This is a genomic window from bacterium, assembly GCA_023382385.1.
In the GTDB taxonomy this organism is placed as follows: Bacteria; Electryoneota; RPQS01; order RPQS01; family RPQS01; genus JABWCQ01.
This window is the reverse complement of the sequence record JAHDVH010000004.1, coordinates 80821-97519: the sequence shown is the minus strand read 5'-3', so window position 1 is coordinate 97519 and position 16699 is coordinate 80821. Positions and strand designations below refer to the sequence as shown.

Below are 16699 nucleotides of genomic sequence, written 5' to 3'. Positions count from 1 at the left end.
GTGGAATTTCCTATTTTAAAGACAAACAAACTGCAAATGAGGCACATGGACCACTTTCCATTGATGATTCCGGGAGCCAAGCCCGCAGGGCGCACCGATGTTGTGGCTCCCTTCGACCGTAAGCCAATTGCATCTGTGGAGAATGCCGGAGCGGAGGCGATTGAGATGGCCCTGAACACCGCTCATAATCTGTTCAGTGATCACGACGCCTGGCTTCCGCTGCCAAAACGTTTGGAAATTCTCGAGAAGCTGCAAAGGATTATCCTCGCACGGTCTGAGGAGTTGGCACTCGAAGCAGCGCGGGAGGGTGGCAAACCACTGATAGATTCACGTGTTGAAGTCGCTCGCGCCGCCGACAGTATTCGTGTCTGCATCGAGACCATGCGCACAGACGCAGGTCGTGAGATTCCGATGAACCTGAACCCGGCATCTCAGGGAAAGCTCGCCGTCACCCGCCGCGAACCGATTGGCGTGGTCGTTGCGATTAGCGCATTCAACCATCCGCTGAACCTCATCGCACATCAGGTCGGCCCAGCCGTCGCCGCGGGATGCCCGGTGATAGTAAAGCCCGCCGACGACACTCCACTTTCCTGTTTTCGCTTTGTCCAGATGCTGCGCGAAGCGGGTTTGCCGGAGGAGTGGTGTCAGGCGTGCATTACGAATGACTTAACCGTCGCAGAGAAACTTGCCACCGATCCGCGTGTAGCCTTTCTCACTTTCATCGGCAGCGCGAAGGTGGGATGGATGTTGCGCTCCAAACTTGCACCCGGCGCACGCTGTGCTCTTGAGCATGGCGGAATTGCGCCTGTGATCGTTGCGGAGGATGCCGATTGGCGTGCCGCCGTCGCCCCGATTGCCAAAGCAGGCTTCTATCACGCCGGGCAGGTCTGCGTTTCTGCACAGCGCATCTATGTCCATGAGTCCATAGCCTTTGAGTTTGCGGAAGCACTTGCCGAAGTCGCCAAGAAGCAGAAAGTCGGTGACCCGACTCTGAATGACACCGAAATCGGCCCGCTGATTCGCCCGCAGGAGGTCACCCGCGTGAACATGTGGGTGCGCGAGGCGGTGGCTGAAGGCGCCGTGCCGCTTAGTGGAGCCGAGCCGTTATCTGAAACCTGCTATCCCTGTACGGTGCTGTGGAACGCGCCGGAGCAATCCAAAGTTTCCACTCAGGAAATCTTCGGCCCGGTAATCTGTGTTTATCCCTACAAGCAACTCGACGATGCCATTGCGCGTGCGAACAACACCCCCTTCTCGTTTCAAGCGGCAGTGTACACACGCAGCATCGACACAGCGATGCGAGCCTATTCGCGTCTGAACGGTTCGGCAATCATGGTTAATGAACACACCGCTTTCCGGGTGGATTGGATGCCGTTTGCCGGGCTGAAGCACTCGGGATTCGGAGTCGGCGGCATCCCCTATTCCATCCGCGATATGCAGGTTGAGAAGATGCTCGTCATCAAGTCGCTGAATCTCACATAGTGCTTGTCCACGCTGATTTCGGTTCCCGAAATCACCCCATGTAAACACAAAGGACTCGCGTTGGCGAGTCCTTTTCATCATCAATCTCCGGCGACTTCGACGAAAAAACGCAGACCGATGCTACGGAAGATAGACTAATTTCTGCGTTTGCGTGAAGCCATTGCATTCACACTTCAGGAAGTAGAGTCCCGCGGCATGACCGCTTGCATTCCACCCCAATCGCACTGCTCCTGAAACACTCGCGCGATCGACGAGCGTTGCAGCAAGCCGTCCCGTGCGGTCGTAGATCCGTGCGGTCAGTTCAGTAGTGAAGGGAATACTCAAATCAACTTGAACGACGGGGTTGAACGGATTCGGATATGCGGCCCCCATCACGAACTCTCGGGGCACAACATCTTCATGCACGGAGGACTGAGCTTCAGTCGTAAAGCTCCACACCTCTCCGGTGTTTGTTCCCGCTTCGTTGATGGCATCCACCCGCCACCAATAGGTCATGCCTGCCATGACGTCAGGTGGCGTGAATGTCGTGGTAGTCGTCGTCCCCAGTGACATCAGAGACTCTGGTTCACCCAAGAACAACTCGTAGAACGTTGCACCCGTCGCCGCGCTCCAGCTGAGAGTCACTGGCAAACTCACGTTTTCTGCTCCATTCGCAGGGGCAGGATTGCTTGCTTGGTTGGGGGGATTGAGTTGCACAAGCTCGTTTGCCACGAGCGTGATATTCGTGTTCGGTCCCTGATCGCGGTTGCCCTGATGCGCCGCCACATACATCCTCACCACACCCGTGCCTGCAGCAGGCGCACGCCAGTTGAACGTTGCACTTTGCCGGTCCAATTGCGACAGGTGAACGCCATTCTGCTCCTGTGCGACGCTGTACGTTTGAGTGCCCTGACCTGCCGTAATGACGCCCGCCGTGACGGATCCGGTTCCGACTCGCACCGACCCGTTGAAGTTCTTGATCGACTGTCCTGACAACGCGGCGATCGTAATCAGATATGTTGAGTCCGGAACATAGTCTGTGGGAAAGCCGCTGACTTGCACCGTGCCGACTCCCAATCCGTGACACGACGATGCACAGCGTCCCAGCGACCCGGGAGCGCCGGAGTAGCCACGATTTGATGGATTAGCAACTGACGAAACTGCGTAAACGAACAGACAAAGCGCAAGCAAGGCGGAGCGGATCATTGAAGCAGTACCTCGGGAGAATCGAAGGAAGAGTCCCCCCACTCCCGTTGCTTAGAGTGGGGGGACGACAGCGAACTAAGGCAGATAGATGAGTTTTTGTGTTTGCGTGATGCCTGCGCCTGTCACATGCAGGAAGTAGAGGCCCGCAGACTGACCTGCGGCGTTCCACTCAAGACGGTGCTCGCCCGCATTCATCCTGCCGTTTGCCAGCGTCGTGACCTCACGTCCGGAGATGTCAAAGATGCGCGCCTGCAGCTGGCTCTCTTGAGCCACCGACAGGTTGATTCGCACATTGTTGTTGAACGGATTCGGGTAGGCCGCGCCGACTTTGAACGACTTGGGAAGTACGGCGTCATCCGCCGCGGAAGCCGCTTCCGTCGTGAAACTCCACAGCAAACCGGCCGTGGTTCCCGTTTCATTAATCGAATTCACACGCCAAAGATACGTCGTCTCATGCGACAGATCGCTCGGAGGCTGAATCGAGGTCAGATTGGTAGTTCCGATGGAGACCAACGGCTCTGCCGTGCCGAGAAAAATCTCATAGCTCACCGCGTTACTCGCAGCGTCCCACACCAACGTCGTTGTGATCTGCACGTTCGTTGAGCCGTCCGCAGGATCCGGATTGGTCGCCTGACCGGGCAGCGGAATCGGCACGGCAGTAGTGAAGGACCAGATATTGCCATCGGCAGGGCCGAATTGATTGACTGCCGTAATCTGCCACCAATACATCGTTCCGTCGCTCAAGCCGGAGTAATTGTAAGTCGTGCCGGTGAAATTGTTGTTCACGACGGGCGGCGGATTGCTGGTTCCCAGCCGAACAATGTAATGTTCAGCGCCGGCGGAGGGATTCCACGACAGCGTTCCGTTGGTCGGCTGACCCGTTGCGCCATTCATCGGACCCAAATACGTCGGGGCGTCCGGAGGATTGCCTCCGCCTTGAACCGTCACAGTGCCCGTCATGCCCGAGAAGGCATGCACAATACACTCGTAGTTGTATGTGCCGGAAAGCGGCGCGTTGAAGGCAAAGTTGTACGTAAACGCGTTGCTGGTCGGTTCGCCGCTGTTGAAGACCGGCGGAGTAGAAACCTCCACGACGTTGTGAAATCCGCCCGCAGGTTTGATCCAGCGCACGGTGTCTCCCTGCTGAATCGTAAGATTCGCCGGAGAAAATGACAAGGCATTGACGTTGACGATGTGAATGGTAGCATAGCTTGCATGCACGCAAGCCAGCAGAAGCAAGAGTAGAATCCGCTTCATGTTGTCTCCCCTTTCCCGGCGGGTCTCACCGGAGTTTAATTATGATTGATTGTTCGAAAGGTCAAATTTGAGTAAGGCTCTTCTGGCTGCGGGACGTAGTCTGCTATGGAAGATAGACCAGCTTTTGCGTCTGCCGGAAATCGCCGCTTTCAACAGTCATGAAATAAAGTCCCGCGGTTGCGTGAGCCGCATTCCATTCAAGGCGGTGTTGTCCCGCGCCCAGTCGCTCGGAAAGCAGCGTGCTGACTTCCCGTCCCGTCACGTCGAATATCCGAACTACCGTGTTGCTCTCGCGTGTCAACGTTAGCGTCAACTGCGTATTGCTGTTGAACGGATTGGGATACGGAGGCGATAACTCGAAGGCACTCGGCATCCACTCTCCGGCGGAAGAGGATTCGTTCTCCGTCGCAACGAGCACCAAACTTGTATTGGGGCCGTCCTCATTGCCTTGATGCGCAGCGACATACAACCGGACTTCTCCACTGCCCTCCGGAGGTGCAATCCAGAAGAACTGTGCCGTCGCTTGGTCAAGAACTGAAAGATGCACACCGTTCAATTCCGCCGGAACTGAATAGGTCACTGTGTTGCCGCTGCCCATCAGTATACCGGCCATCAGCGAACCTGTTCCCACGCGGCAGGAGGCGTTGAAATTCTTGATGCTTTGGCCGCTGCTCGTCAATTGAATCAGGTATGTCGAATCAGGAAAGTAGCTCTCGGGAAATCCCTGCAGAACTACCGTGCCGCTTCCTCCACCGTGACAGGAAGATGCGCAGGATTGAGTACCCGGCGCGCCTGAGTAACCCACTACCCATGGTGAGGCATGCAGAAGACTGTGCAGACTCAGCAGCACTCCGAACGCGCATAACCAAGTTGCGAGGCGGACCCGCATAGTTGATTACTTCCTGAACTTGATCGTGCAGCCGAACGCAGCGGTCTTCTTGGGATCAATCTCGCTGGCTTTGCCTTCGAGAAGTTTAGTCAGCGCGTTCCGCAAATCATGCGTCTTAACTTCTTTAACTTCCGTATTGTCGTCAATCCGACCGGCATAGACGACCTTCAAGTTGTTGTCCAGCAGGAAGGCTTCGGGCGTGCGTGCCGCGCCGTAGGCCTTGGCAATCGCTCCGTCTTCATTAATCAGATACGGATACGGCAGGCCCTTGTCTTTGGCGCGCTTTTGCATCGCTTCGTAGCCATCCTCGGGCTTGATCTTCGGATCATTCGGGCTGATGGCGATGAAGTTGATACCCTGTGCTTGAAACTCATTGGCCAAGGCGATCAATCGGTCTTCATAGGCAATGGCAAACGGGCAGTGATTACAGGTGAAGACGATCAGCGTCCCCTTTTCGCCGGCTCCGCCGGACAACGAAACCATTTGGCCGCTCACATCCTTCAGTTCAAATCCGGGTGCGCTGGCCCCGATCTCCAGAGCAGCCGCGGAGATTTGCTTTGGATAAAATAAGGCTCCGGCCAAGCCGCAGAGCAGAAGTGCTGTCGAAATAAAGAGACCTTTACGTAGCGTCATGCGTTGCTTCTTCCTTCTATGTGTCGATGCTTTTTAGTGAGAATGCGTGCGGTGAATTGCGGAAGTCCAGCAAAAAGTCTATCCTTTTGACGTCCGGTTCGCAACCGCGAAATAAAAGACTGTAAATTCAAACAATCAAGCCCCGGAGGACCAATGCACAGCTTCTGCCACATTGAGCTTGTCACCACCGACCTTGCTCAGGCTGCCGACTTCTACACCAAGCTCTTCGGCTGGAAAGTCGTCCCGATGATGGAAAACTACTGGATGATCGACCTGAACGGCGAGTCAGCGGGCTTGTCCGCCGGATTGGTCAAAATGGATAAGATTGTGGACAATGGGGGCCAAAACTATGTTGAAGTTGAGGACATCAATGCCACACTTGCCAAAGCCGAGAAACTCGGGGCCAAAACCGTGCAAGAAAAGCGGCCACTCCCTGAAAATATGGGATTTATCGCAATGTTCGCGCTACCGGACGGCTATTTACTGGGAATATTCTCTCGAAAATAGTGTGGCTCATAGTCCACAGGTTCGAGTTCAGCAAAAACCGGAGAAATATCTCTGAATGATAAAGCGACTGCTTGAATGTGAAGAGTTTACAGCCGGAGACGAGACCCAATTGCGGGAAATCCTGCATCCAGATAAGCAGGTGCTTGCGCTGGGCTACTCTCTGGCTTATGCAAAACTCGCTCCCGGGCTAACTTCTTTACTTCACAGGCTCAAGACCAGCGAAGTCTATTACATCCTCAAGGGTCTCGGAAAGGTTGAGCTTGATGGCCAGTCCTCAGAAGTCGGCCCGGGCGACACCGTCTACATCGCCCCCTATTCAACTCAGCGGATCACCGCTTTGGGTCCCGAGGATTTGGAGTTTCTTTGTATTGTTGACCCGGCATGGCGGGAAGAGGACGAGGAAATCCTCTAAGCCGCTGTCATGCCTCTCCTGGGAATCCCTTCGAGATTCGCCCAACAAGAAAGCCTGTCCTTCACAGGACAGGCTTTCACTTTGCCAAGTATGAATCGCCGTTCAGGAACTAAGCCCTGAGTATGGCGACTTCTTTACCAGCGGGATTCGCGGCGCGGGCGCGAGGGGCGCTCTGCCGTACGTTCGCGGGCTTCGTTGACATTCAACGTGCGGCCACCCATTTGCTGACCATCGAGCTTCTCGATAGCAGCCTTGGCTCCGTCAGCGTCCATCTGCACGAAGGCGAACCCGCGGGGACGACCCGTGGCGCGATCCATCATGAGCTCGACTGCTTCGACGGTGCCATGAGCACCAAACACTTCACGCAATTCGTCTTCCGTCGCGCTGAACGGAAGGTTTCCAACATAAAGACGTGTTGCCATCGTCTATTCTCCTTATCGTCCCTCTTTGAAAACGCGAACAAACTACTAAGTCCTTCGCTACTACACTAAGAGAGCAAAATGCCCTCGCTCGACTTCCGTGGAACACTGCTTCGGAATCGACGAGGGACGTATTCGGCGAATCGACGGACAGGCGTACACTAACTGAAATCGATCTGCAGAGGATGGTTGCGGGCAAGCCCATTCATCATGCGTGGCCGAATATACGAAGAAAACTCCCAATCTCCAAATTCGTCACGAACTTACCAATTCCTGCAAGTTCAAGACATTCCTAACTTACAGAAAAATCAACGCTTATCAAGTAACTCTAAGTTTTACAAAGAGAAACGGGCACCGTCTCCGGTGCCCGCATTCTTAGGGTCCTAATTTCGAGGTCAGGCGACGTGCGTGCCCGTATGCGAAGTTGGTTTCGTTTCCACCGCCCGGCGGATGCGGCGACCATTTTTGGCTGGTGCGCCCGTTCCCGTCTCGACGGTCATCCCTTTTTCCACCCATTCCTGAAGGGCTTCTTGAGTGAACTTAATCTGGCCGCCGAGCCGGAAGTGTGGAACCCCCCACCGCTTATAGCCGTTACGCAGAGCGGCCGGGGTCTTTCCGAGAAACTTCGCAGCCTCCTGAACACTGAGAATAACCATGATGCACTCCTTACTGAGGTTAGTTGACTGCTTGCAGCGGAAGACCCTGATTCATCCGGCTGCAATTATTAGACGCATGAGCTTTCACGATTGTTCCCGGATTCGCAACAGCTGTCGAAACACTTGGATGTAGAGTCGTTTAATCTTGAAATAGTCTGAGGTGAAGTTTGTTAAGAGAATGTTATGTCACAAGTTACAGCGTAGCGATTAGGGGACTATTGTGGACCCAATAGGCTTTTGGAAGTTGATTGCAGGTCTCGCCTTCATGGTTGGGATCTTCTGGTTTCTCTACTTCCGGAACCGCTCAGGTCCCTCTGGAACCCGAGAAGAGAGGAGACTCCAACAGGCCGAAACAAAGCTCAAGAGCGGAGTCCTCGAGCCAGCCCACCTCGAATTCAAAGTCAATCGGCCGGTCCAGTTGCTGATTCACCGCTTTGATTTGGATCCCGCCGACGAGATTTTTGAAATTGCGGAGCTCGAAATCTACGAGCTACTCCCTGCCGGTCACACGACAGTCATAGCTTTTCTGCCCGAGCGGAAGGGCAAGTTCAAGATTATTCTCGGCGCGGAACGGGAGGCGGGGGTAGTGAGAGTGGTGTAAGAGTCCGTGACGCTTCCGGGTCAATCGCGGTAGTCTACGGGACGCAGAGTTAGAATCTTTTTCTTTCTTCTTCCAAACCTATTGACATACGAAGGAGATTGGGATACCTTCTCGAAATCACGTCAATTGACCGAATGTAAGCGACCCCTCTCCATTGGAGGTTTGCGATGAAAGCAGATTCTTTGAGAATGTCTATGCTTGCCCTGTTTCTTATGGCAGGTATTTCTTGGGCTGAACAAAGCAGCACACTAGAAATTGTCCGAGGTCCAAACTTTGGAATCGAGGTAAAGGGGCCGGTTCACATTGCGCGTCCGCTGGACGGCAGCGAAGATTTGTCGAGAGTTCCGGTTGTGGAACTTGCTCGGAGTTCAAGCAGAACTCTTGACGATCCGATCGGTCAAACGTATCTGGCTGGAACGACCTATTACGAAATACAGCACAATTCCACTTCGGGTCGAATCATCGGAGTAGACAACGCAGGAAACGTGCACGTTGTATGGACCAACGGGGACATAAGTTTTGTAACCCGCAACGTGTATTATAATGTAAAGTCACCTGCAGCGAATTCATTTGTCTATCCGGGTGGTGTTCAGGCTAACACGGCGCAGCGCGCAGGGTTTGTCTCGTTGGCGGTGGAACGCAACGGATGGGGCTTTCCGGCTTTCCATGAACGCGTGATTTCGGACCCGAATCAGCATTCGGTCGCCGCAATTGATTTCTTGCCGGGAGCCGGCGCTTTTACGAATTCAGCTCCGGACTGGCTTTACAATAATGCAGGGTCGTTGAATATTCTGTGGCCGAAGATTGCCATTGGCCGCGACAGCGTCTTGCACATGGTGAGCACGGAGAGTTCGAGTAGTTATCCCTATCCCTTCTATTATTCGCGTGGCGCACCGATTTGGCTCGAAGGGACCGGTCTGGAAATAGACTGGCAGACCGTGGATATCGTCAACGGCCAGCCGGTGGAGTTTCGCATTATGGACACGTTGACAACCGTTAGCGCGAACATTGCGGCCTCACCGGTTTCCGGACGTGTGGTTATCGCCTGGAACGGCCCGCATCCGGTGTCGCCAAACTCTGCTCTGGACGCGAATCAGAACGATTTGTATATCATGGTCTCAGAAGACAACGGGTTGAATTGGGGCGAGCCGATCAATGTCACGAATTTCTGTGGACCGGATATTGTGTGCCAAACAGGAAACTGGTCTGCTTGTAACGGTGACACGCTGCGCGTGTGGGCGGACAATACAATTTTGTTGGACGAAGATGACAATATTCACGTCGCGTTTACGGTGGTCGGATACCGTTACTGGACAGAATTTGGTCAACCGATGCCCACGACGACGGATCCGCACTCTGGTATATGGTATTGGAACAGCGGGACCAACAGTTTTAGTCCGATTGCGTTGGCGTTCGATAATGCAACAGTGCCTGGCGCGGGGATCTCGGCGGGAGTACAACACAGGGCGGTGTGCAAGCCAAGTTTGGCGATAGACGACGACACAGGAGTACTCTACTGTTCTTACTGGCGGGCGATGCCAAATCAATGGAGCGGCAATCTGATCGCTATGGGCGACTTGTACATTTCGCGATCAGGTGATGGTGGTTCCGCATGGAGCGTCGGTACGAACGTCACTCGAACGGACGGAGGTCAGTTTGCGCCCGCGCCGACCAGTTTGAGCGAACGCGATCCGGGGCTTGCCGAACGTGTCACGGTGCAAGGCGGAGTAAGCTATCTGCATCTCTTTTATGAAATGGACTACGATGCAGGGATCGCGATACAAGGCGAGGGATCGGCGACGTTGAATGAGCTGCTCTATCAGCCGGTGCCAGTGGATTCGATCTTTGCAATGCCAACTGTGCCGTGGTCGCCGTTGCATGTAGAGCCTGTCATTGGTGCATGTTGCTACGTCAACTCACAGGAGCAGGCGGTTTGTGAGCAAATCAGCATGTGTGACTGCAAGGCGCTGGGTGGCGACTTCCATGGCCCGGGCTCGACGGTTTGTACTCCGGCCAACGATCAATGCCCCGGGACAACGATTACGAGCCTTCCCTTTACAGCAAGCGGAACCAATTGCTGCGCGGCAATTGACTGGGAGGATTGCGGTATTCCGGCGAAGGATGTGTTCTTTAACTTTACCCCTGAGTGTGCGACGACTGCGAGAATTTCCTTGTGCAACTCGCCGGAGTCGTGGGATTCGCATGTTTCAATCTATCGGGCAAGTGAAGGCGGAGGCTGCACGGACGACTTTCGGATGGGATGTCTGGACAACGGCTGTCTGGATCCGAATCATGTGGACCAACTATTCACTTTCAGTGCCGGGGAGACCTACTTCCTGGTGCTGAGCGGATACTTTCCGGACCAGTGCGGCCGCTATGTTCTGGACGTGACTGTGGACCCAAACAGCACCTACCCGTCTTATCCACAGCCGGATACACTGTCGAATGACGACGGACAGATCGTCGCTTACTATGTCAGCGAGCATTGGAGCCGCGTCCGGTTCACGGCACCTGATGACTTTGACTTGCATACCGCATATGTCTACACGGGATTCGGCAGCGGAGGGTGTGCGGAGGAGTGTTCGCTGTACGTCTATGACGCACCGCCAGCACCTGCGGGCGAGGTTGCGAATACAAGGGCGTATGTCGCACCTTCCACAGGGTGGAGCGATCTTAAGTGGGTGGACGGCTTGTTCAACAACGTGGTCAGTATCGGAGCAGGAAATGATTTCTGGATTGCCGTTGGTCCGACGACTGCGGGCCAAAGTTGGCGGACGCTGTTGACATCGGGCGAGTCTGGCCGGAGTGAAGTGTCGTTCAACGGGCTTCACGGTGACTACAATGGCACCCAGTTTTACGAGTTAGTCGTCAGGGCGGGCGGAGTATTGGGTTTAGGGACTCCCGACTCGCTGGTCGTGAAAACTGCGGGCAATGTGGCAGATATCGAATTGGCGTGGAGTGCCGCCGCTGGCGCGGATTACTATCGGATCTATCGCGGCACGGATGAGAATCTCACGCCCGTGCCTGCGAACTTGATTGGAACGTCTGTGTCAACATCTTACTTGGATACAGGAATTCTGCAGCAGCCCGTCACGCAGTACTACTACATTGTGACGGCAGCACGGCAAGTTACTCTGACGAGTTCTACTCGGGATACTCAAGTTGAACGGCGAGAGTTCGTGGATCGTGCGAATGAGCCATTCCGGCCGATGCAGCTCAAGCAACCATAGCCGAAACATACTGAAACATAAGCGGGCGACTCAGAAGAGTCGCCCGCAACATTCAGATCGAAAGCAAACTATTTTTCTACTCTTGTCGCATCAGGTAATCGGAATCTCGACAACACTCCGTTGTTCGTAGTCGTAATGTGATACGTCCGGCGGTCGAACGAATTCACCGCGCCGTAATCCGTGTAGCTCAATGTGTTGGATGTTCCGATATCTGTATACGGTCCTTCCACACCCGGTGCACGATAAACAGTAAACGGAATGTTGTCTGGATTGGCGTTCCAATTCAGGATGATATCACTGCCTGAAACAGAAATCACGAGCACCGGTCCAACCACAAACGTATCTGCCAGCGTATGACTCCAGTGGCCGAGCTCATCGCGGAACCGGATACCAAACCGGTGCAGACCGACAGGCAGTCCCGTCAGAATCGTAAATGCGTTCTCCTCCTGCTCGTCCCACGCTCCGTCCTGCGCAAAGTCCACGCCCACGCCGTTACCGACTCCCGGATCCACGTTCACGAAAAACTCCGCTCCGGCTAAATACGCCGGATTACTCGGACCTGCTCCCGACCACACAAAGAACGGCAGTTTTTCCGTATTGCCGCGTTGTCCTGCTTCGCTGACATATCGCAGATAGAAGTCGTGCGGACCTGCTCCGACATTGTGCGGCAACAAGGAGTTCAAAGAAACGCTCATCGCATCGGCAATGTCCAGCGTCATCGGCACGCCGGCGTCAATCCAATACTCCACGGACACGATATCCTGGAGCGTCAAACTGCCTTCCGGACTTTCATGCACGAACATGTAGCGCGCTTCGGCATTACTCCACAGACCACGTTCGTCGCGAAAGCGCACCGACAGCTTGTGTGACTGATTAGTTTGCAGTCCCAGCGTGGCAATCAAATCAGAATAATTGATGGACTGTCCGTCTGCAACATCCACCACAACGGGATTCGAGTCGTTGTACGAATACTCGACTTGTGTAATGTCCACGTATTCAACCGCTCCGGATTCCAGCTGAATCGCGAAGAAGTAGCGCGCTTCCGGATTGCTCCACCTTCCGTCCTCGTCCAAATAGCGCACCGTGAATTTGTGATTCTGATTCGGAGTCAGACCGGCCGCCGGAATCAAATCGTAATAGTCCACTTCAAAGTTATTGCCGAGGTCAACCAGCACAGGAGTCAGATTGTCAAATTGATACTCGACGTGAGTAATGTCGCGGCCAATCACCACTCCGGGAATCGGTTCGTGCAGGAAGAAGTAGCGGGATTCCACGCTGCCGGGGAAGTCATGCGACCCGTAGTAGCGGACCGAGAGTTTGTGTGCGCGATTGGTCTGCAGTCCCGTTGTCGGCAAGAGCACCGGATGAACAACCAGTGGATCGTCATTCAAATCGAACATCGTGGGCGGCCCGTCATCAAACCAATACTCCGCCTGCGTGATATCGCGTCCTGCGTATCCGTGCGTGATCGGATAATGCAGAAAGAAGTAGCGCCGTTCCGCGTTGCCCCAGTTCCCCTCTTCCGAACGGAAGCGGATAAACAAACTGTGTGACTTATTGGAGTCGGGAAGATCCGCAGGCGCGCGTAGCGCCGTGATCGACACCGAGTCGCCGGGTGTGATTGGAATACTGATACCGTTACCGGGTCCCGGATCCGTATTGAAGTAGTACTCTGCCTCTGTAATCGTCAGACCGTAGACGGTCAATGACCATAACAACAAGAGAGCACAAGTTGTGCGAACGCTCATAAGTAGTTAGTCTCCGCTTAGTAGCGAGGACCGATGCGACCGGATGAGACGACGTTCACGCTGTCACCGACTTCGACAAGATTGTCGATATTCAGGGTCAAGGCAAACGGATAGGCCGGCACGCCGTGATCCACGAACGGCTTCGGGCCGCCGTATACCCCTAAGTCCGCCGCCGTGCTGTCCAAGTCAAGAATCGAAGGATAGCCCGCATCACGACAAAGATTGCCGCCCGTCGAGTTGTTCAGACGGAGGTTGGACACTCCATACTCGTAGTAATCGGTGGCGTAATTCATGAAAGGGTTATTGTTGTTGAGGTCAATATTGTTCGTAAACGAGGCGGGCCACGCCGGTGCGCCGCTTCCTGCTGCCGTGTATTGGAAAACTGACCCGACGGGCAGCGTGCCGTACGTTGCGGTCGGGTTCCAATCCCAGAAGATATTATTCAAGCCGATGACCTGCGGTACACCGGTAACGTTGAAAGGTCTGACGAAATTCAGGAAGACACAGTTGTAGATCTCAATCGTTCCGTAGTTCGGGCCGTTGATCGCATTATTGTTCACAGAGGGGTTGACACAGTTGAAAACGGTGTTGCGGATGATTAAATCCGAGTTTGGAACATTCGAAACAAAAATGACGTGAGTATGGGCGTTATGCAGCACGCAGTCGGTGAAGAAGGTCTTACCCGCAGCAAGATAGAATGTAATCCAGCCGGGCTGTGCCGTGATATTGCAGCGACGGTAGGTGATCGAGTCTACTGACGTGTTGTTGTAAAACGTGTAGTAGCCACCGCCCAGGAAGCGGATTCCTTCGAAAATTGTTCCAGTGGATGTCGCACCCGCAATTTGAACATAACCGGACCACGAGCAGACATCCCAGCCTGCGCCGATGAAATGAACACGCTTGTTTGAGATGACCAGATTTTCATTGTATGCCCCTGGACCCAGCACGATGGTGTCTCCTGAGACCGCATTCGCGTAGGCAGTGGCGATGCTGCTGTATTGAGCGGAGCCGGGATTGAGCGAGACGAAGCGGATGGTGGCATTGGCTGAAGCTGCCAGCATCAGCAACGCGATCATTACAGAAAAACGGACGACGACCTTCACGTGCGGTTTCCTTTCAGAGTTGGAAGTAATCGATATTTAAATACAGAATCGAACGACAATATAAGCACAGCGTTGCCGTTTTACAACGCATAAGTGGGTCAGCGAAATGAAATAATCGGTGCAATGAAGAGGATTGAAATACACAGAAACAACAAACCCTCGATTACTCGAGGGTTTGTGTCGCCATCCGCCGAAGCAAACGCAAATCAAACCAAAAGCTTAACAATCATTTTCTCGGAATTTGCGACTCCATTCGTCTCTTACGTATTTGTCAATCGCCTGCACGGCCGAATGCTATGAAACAAATATAGCTACTTCGGTGGTGAAGTCAAGACATCAAAGTCACCGAAAGCTGAGAAAGGAAGAGCAATCCTCTAACATATCTGTAGCAAAAAGCTGCAGATAAACTGAATGGAAATATATGTCTCGGCAAAATGCGCCTCTCTTTTGGAACCGTAAGTGTATAATAAGTTGCACAATCTCGAACGTCCAATAAGTTAAAAAATAAATACTTACCACAAAAGTGAGACAAAGTTACCCTTTCAGCTTGCAACTCTGTCACAAAGAGCCGAAATTGGAGTCTCACAATACAGGAATCCATGTATTTCAATAACCCCCCCGCAAGGAGACGCGCAGCATGAGCATGTGGACCCATCGGTTGGCCTTGGTCGTGGCGACAGCGTTCGGTGTAGTTTTGATCGCCCAAGCCGCGGAAAGCCCCGAACGCAAGGACATTGACGATAAGTATAAGTGGGACTTGACGGCAATGTACCCGAACAATGAGGCTTGGGAAGCGGATTACAAGTTTATCGAGAGCAAGCTGCCGGAGCTGGAAAGCTACAAAGGCAAGGTATCGAAGTCGGGCAAGGATTTGAAAGCCTTTCTCGATCTCCTCGTGGAAGTCGGAGGACACTCGGAGAATTTGGTAACCTACGCGAACATGTCGCTTCATTTGGACACGCGCGATCCAGTGTATCTCGCGCTACGCGACCGCGCAGATGTAATCGGCTCGAAATTCGGTTCGACGGTGTCGTGGTTCACACCGGAGTTGACCTCAATTCCTCCTGCGACTTTAGAGAAGTGGTACAAAGACGTTAAAGGTCTGGATCTTTACCGTCAATACATTGCCAATGAGATGCGGCAGAAGAAGTTCGTGCTGTCGACGGAAGAAGAGAAGCTCTTGTCGATGACGGGCGAGATGATCGGAATGTCAGAATCGGCTGCCGAAGCGCTGCGCAATACCGACATTCAGTTTCCGGAGATCCGGGACGATCAGGGAAATCTGATCAAGCTCTCGGAAGGCCGCTACCGTGCCCTGATGGAAAGCTCGAACCCGGAGGTTCGCCGTGAGGCTGCCATCACGCTGCATAATGAATACATGAAGTATAAGAACACATTCGCCAGTCTGATGGGTTCGAACGTGGCAGCGGAGATTTTTTTCGCGCGCGCGCGCGGTTACAATTCGGCGCTGCACATGGCGGTGGACAACGACAACGTGGACACGACTGTCTACCTGAACCTGATTACGGCTGTGAAAGCCAATCTCGCGCCACTGCACAAATACAGTCGCTTACGTAAAGAAGCACTGGGATTGACGGAGCTGCACTTCTATGATTTCAGCGCACCAATCGTGGGCGACGCACCGTCGTTCACGTATGAAGAAAGTGTGGACATGATAAAAACGGCGCTGCGTCCGCTTGGCGATGAATACAGTTCAGCGCTGGAAACGGCTTACAGCAGCCGCTGGGTGGATGTCTACGAGACGACAGCCAAGCGCAGCGGCGCTTACTCCTGGGGCAGCTACAAGAGTCATCCCTACATGCTGCTGAACTATCACGGCACACTGGACGACGTGTTCACGAATGCGCATGAGATCGGCCACACGATGCACACGTGGTATACGTACAAGTATCAGCCGCAGATTTACGCGGACTATGCGATTTTTGTTGCGGAAGTTGCATCGACGTTCAATGAAGCGCTTTTGATGGACTATCTATTGAAGACGGAGACTGATCCAGAGAAGCGGTTAGTGTATGTTAATCAGTACATCGATAACATTCACGGAACGATTATTCGTCAGACCCTGTTCGCCGAGTTTGAGCTTGAAATGCACCGTATGTACGAGCGCGGTGAACCGTTGACCGCCGAGTCCTTGAGCGACCTGTATTATCGCGTTGCAGCAAGCTACTACGAGCCGGAACTTGTCATTGACCCGCAGTATCACTACACGTGGCTGCGCATTCCGCACTTCTACTCGAACTTCTACGTGTACAAGTATGCGACGTCCATGGCGGCGGCGCTGGCGTTGTCCGAGCGTGTGCTGGACGGAGGAGAGAAAGAATTGCAGGAGTATCTTGGGTTCCTGGCGGGCGGTTCATCAAAGTATCCGCTTGAGCTGCTAAAAGGCGCGGGAGTGGATATGTCGACGCCGCAGCCGATTGAAGCGGCGATGCAGAAGTTCACGGAGCTTGTGGACGAGCTTGAAGTGCTGCTGAAGGCGCGAAAAGGCTAAACCGATTCAGGTTAAGAATAGAAAACCCCGGTCATTTGGCCGGGGTTTTTGTTGGAGACTGGATT

General features: G+C 53.7%; 14 protein-coding genes. 6 read left to right on the top strand and 8 right to left on the bottom strand.

Annotated elements, in window-relative coordinates; translation table 11 throughout:
• Positions 1-36 precede the first annotated feature (36 nt).
• Positions 37-1482 carry an aldehyde dehydrogenase family protein gene (locus KJZ99_10455; protein ID MCL4306327.1) on the top strand — a complete coding sequence of 482 codons (1446 nt, stop codon included), beginning with the start codon at positions 37-39 and terminating at the stop codon, positions 1480-1482.
• A 120-nt stretch (positions 1483-1602) separates the two neighbouring features.
• Here the strand turns inward: KJZ99_10455 and KJZ99_10450 are convergent, their stop codons facing one another.
• From KJZ99_10450 to KJZ99_10435, 4 genes are all read right to left on the bottom strand, one after another.
• Positions 1603-2667, bottom strand: coding sequence for a T9SS type A sorting domain-containing protein (locus KJZ99_10450; protein MCL4306326.1), 1065 nt, complete (start codon positions 2665-2667; stop codon positions 1603-1605).
• A 75-nt stretch (positions 2668-2742) separates the two neighbouring features.
• The gene (locus KJZ99_10445; protein MCL4306325.1) at positions 2743-3924 is read right to left on the bottom strand and encodes a T9SS type A sorting domain-containing protein; all 1182 of its coding nucleotides are present in this window, start codon (positions 3922-3924) and stop codon (positions 2743-2745) included.
• Positions 3925-4027: 103 nt separating this feature from the next.
• Positions 4028-4813: a T9SS type A sorting domain-containing protein gene (locus tag KJZ99_10440; GenBank protein MCL4306324.1), complete on the bottom strand. Its 786-nt coding sequence runs from the start codon at positions 4811-4813 to the stop codon at positions 4028-4030.
• A 6-nt stretch (positions 4814-4819) separates the two neighbouring features.
• A complete protein-coding gene (locus KJZ99_10435) occupies positions 4820-5446 on the bottom strand; it encodes a thioredoxin family protein (GenBank protein MCL4306323.1) in 627 nt (208 codons plus the stop codon).
• A gap of 153 nt (positions 5447-5599) precedes the next feature.
• On the opposite strand from KJZ99_10435, the gene KJZ99_10430 reads away from it, so the two are divergent.
• Complete coding sequence (locus KJZ99_10430) at positions 5600-5953, top strand: VOC family protein (GenBank protein MCL4306322.1); 354 nt, start codon at positions 5600-5602, stop codon at positions 5951-5953.
• A 55-nt stretch (positions 5954-6008) separates the two neighbouring features.
• On the top strand, positions 6009-6365 hold the full coding sequence (locus KJZ99_10425; GenBank protein ID MCL4306321.1) for a cupin domain-containing protein: 357 nt from the start codon (positions 6009-6011) through the stop codon (positions 6363-6365).
• 134 nt (positions 6366-6499) lie between these two features.
• Here KJZ99_10425 and KJZ99_10420 read toward each other — a convergent pair whose 3' ends face one another.
• Positions 6500-6787, bottom strand: coding sequence for an RNA-binding protein (locus KJZ99_10420; protein ID MCL4306320.1), 288 nt, complete (start codon positions 6785-6787; stop codon positions 6500-6502).
• Positions 6788-7179: 392 nt separating this feature from the next.
• A complete protein-coding gene (locus KJZ99_10415) occupies positions 7180-7440 on the bottom strand; it encodes a helix-turn-helix domain-containing protein (GenBank protein ID MCL4306319.1) in 261 nt (86 codons plus the stop codon).
• 220 nt (positions 7441-7660) lie between these two features.
• Between KJZ99_10415 and KJZ99_10410 the strand changes: the two genes are divergently transcribed.
• Together KJZ99_10410 and KJZ99_10405 are read left to right on the top strand one after the other, a co-directional pair.
• Entirely contained in the window at positions 7661-8041 is a 381-nt protein-coding gene (locus KJZ99_10410) for a cupredoxin domain-containing protein (protein ID MCL4306318.1), read from the top strand.
• Positions 8042-8208: 167 nt separating this feature from the next.
• Positions 8209-11271, top strand: coding sequence for a hypothetical protein (locus KJZ99_10405; GenBank protein ID MCL4306317.1), 3063 nt, complete (start codon positions 8209-8211; stop codon positions 11269-11271).
• Between the two features lie 68 nt (positions 11272-11339).
• Here the strand turns inward: KJZ99_10405 and KJZ99_10400 are convergent, their stop codons facing one another.
• Both KJZ99_10400 and KJZ99_10395 read right to left on the bottom strand, forming a co-directional pair.
• Positions 11340-13019, bottom strand: a complete 1680-nt coding sequence (locus KJZ99_10400) for a hypothetical protein (GenBank protein ID MCL4306316.1) — start codon at positions 13017-13019, stop codon at positions 11340-11342.
• Between the two features lie 17 nt (positions 13020-13036).
• Positions 13037-14122, bottom strand: coding sequence for a hypothetical protein (locus KJZ99_10395; GenBank protein ID MCL4306315.1), 1086 nt, complete (start codon positions 14120-14122; stop codon positions 13037-13039).
• A gap of 637 nt (positions 14123-14759) precedes the next feature.
• On the opposite strand from KJZ99_10395, the gene pepF reads away from it, so the two are divergent.
• Entirely contained in the window at positions 14760-16634 is a 1875-nt protein-coding gene (gene pepF, locus KJZ99_10390; protein MCL4306314.1) for an oligoendopeptidase F, read from the top strand.
• Positions 16635-16699 lie beyond the last annotated feature (65 nt).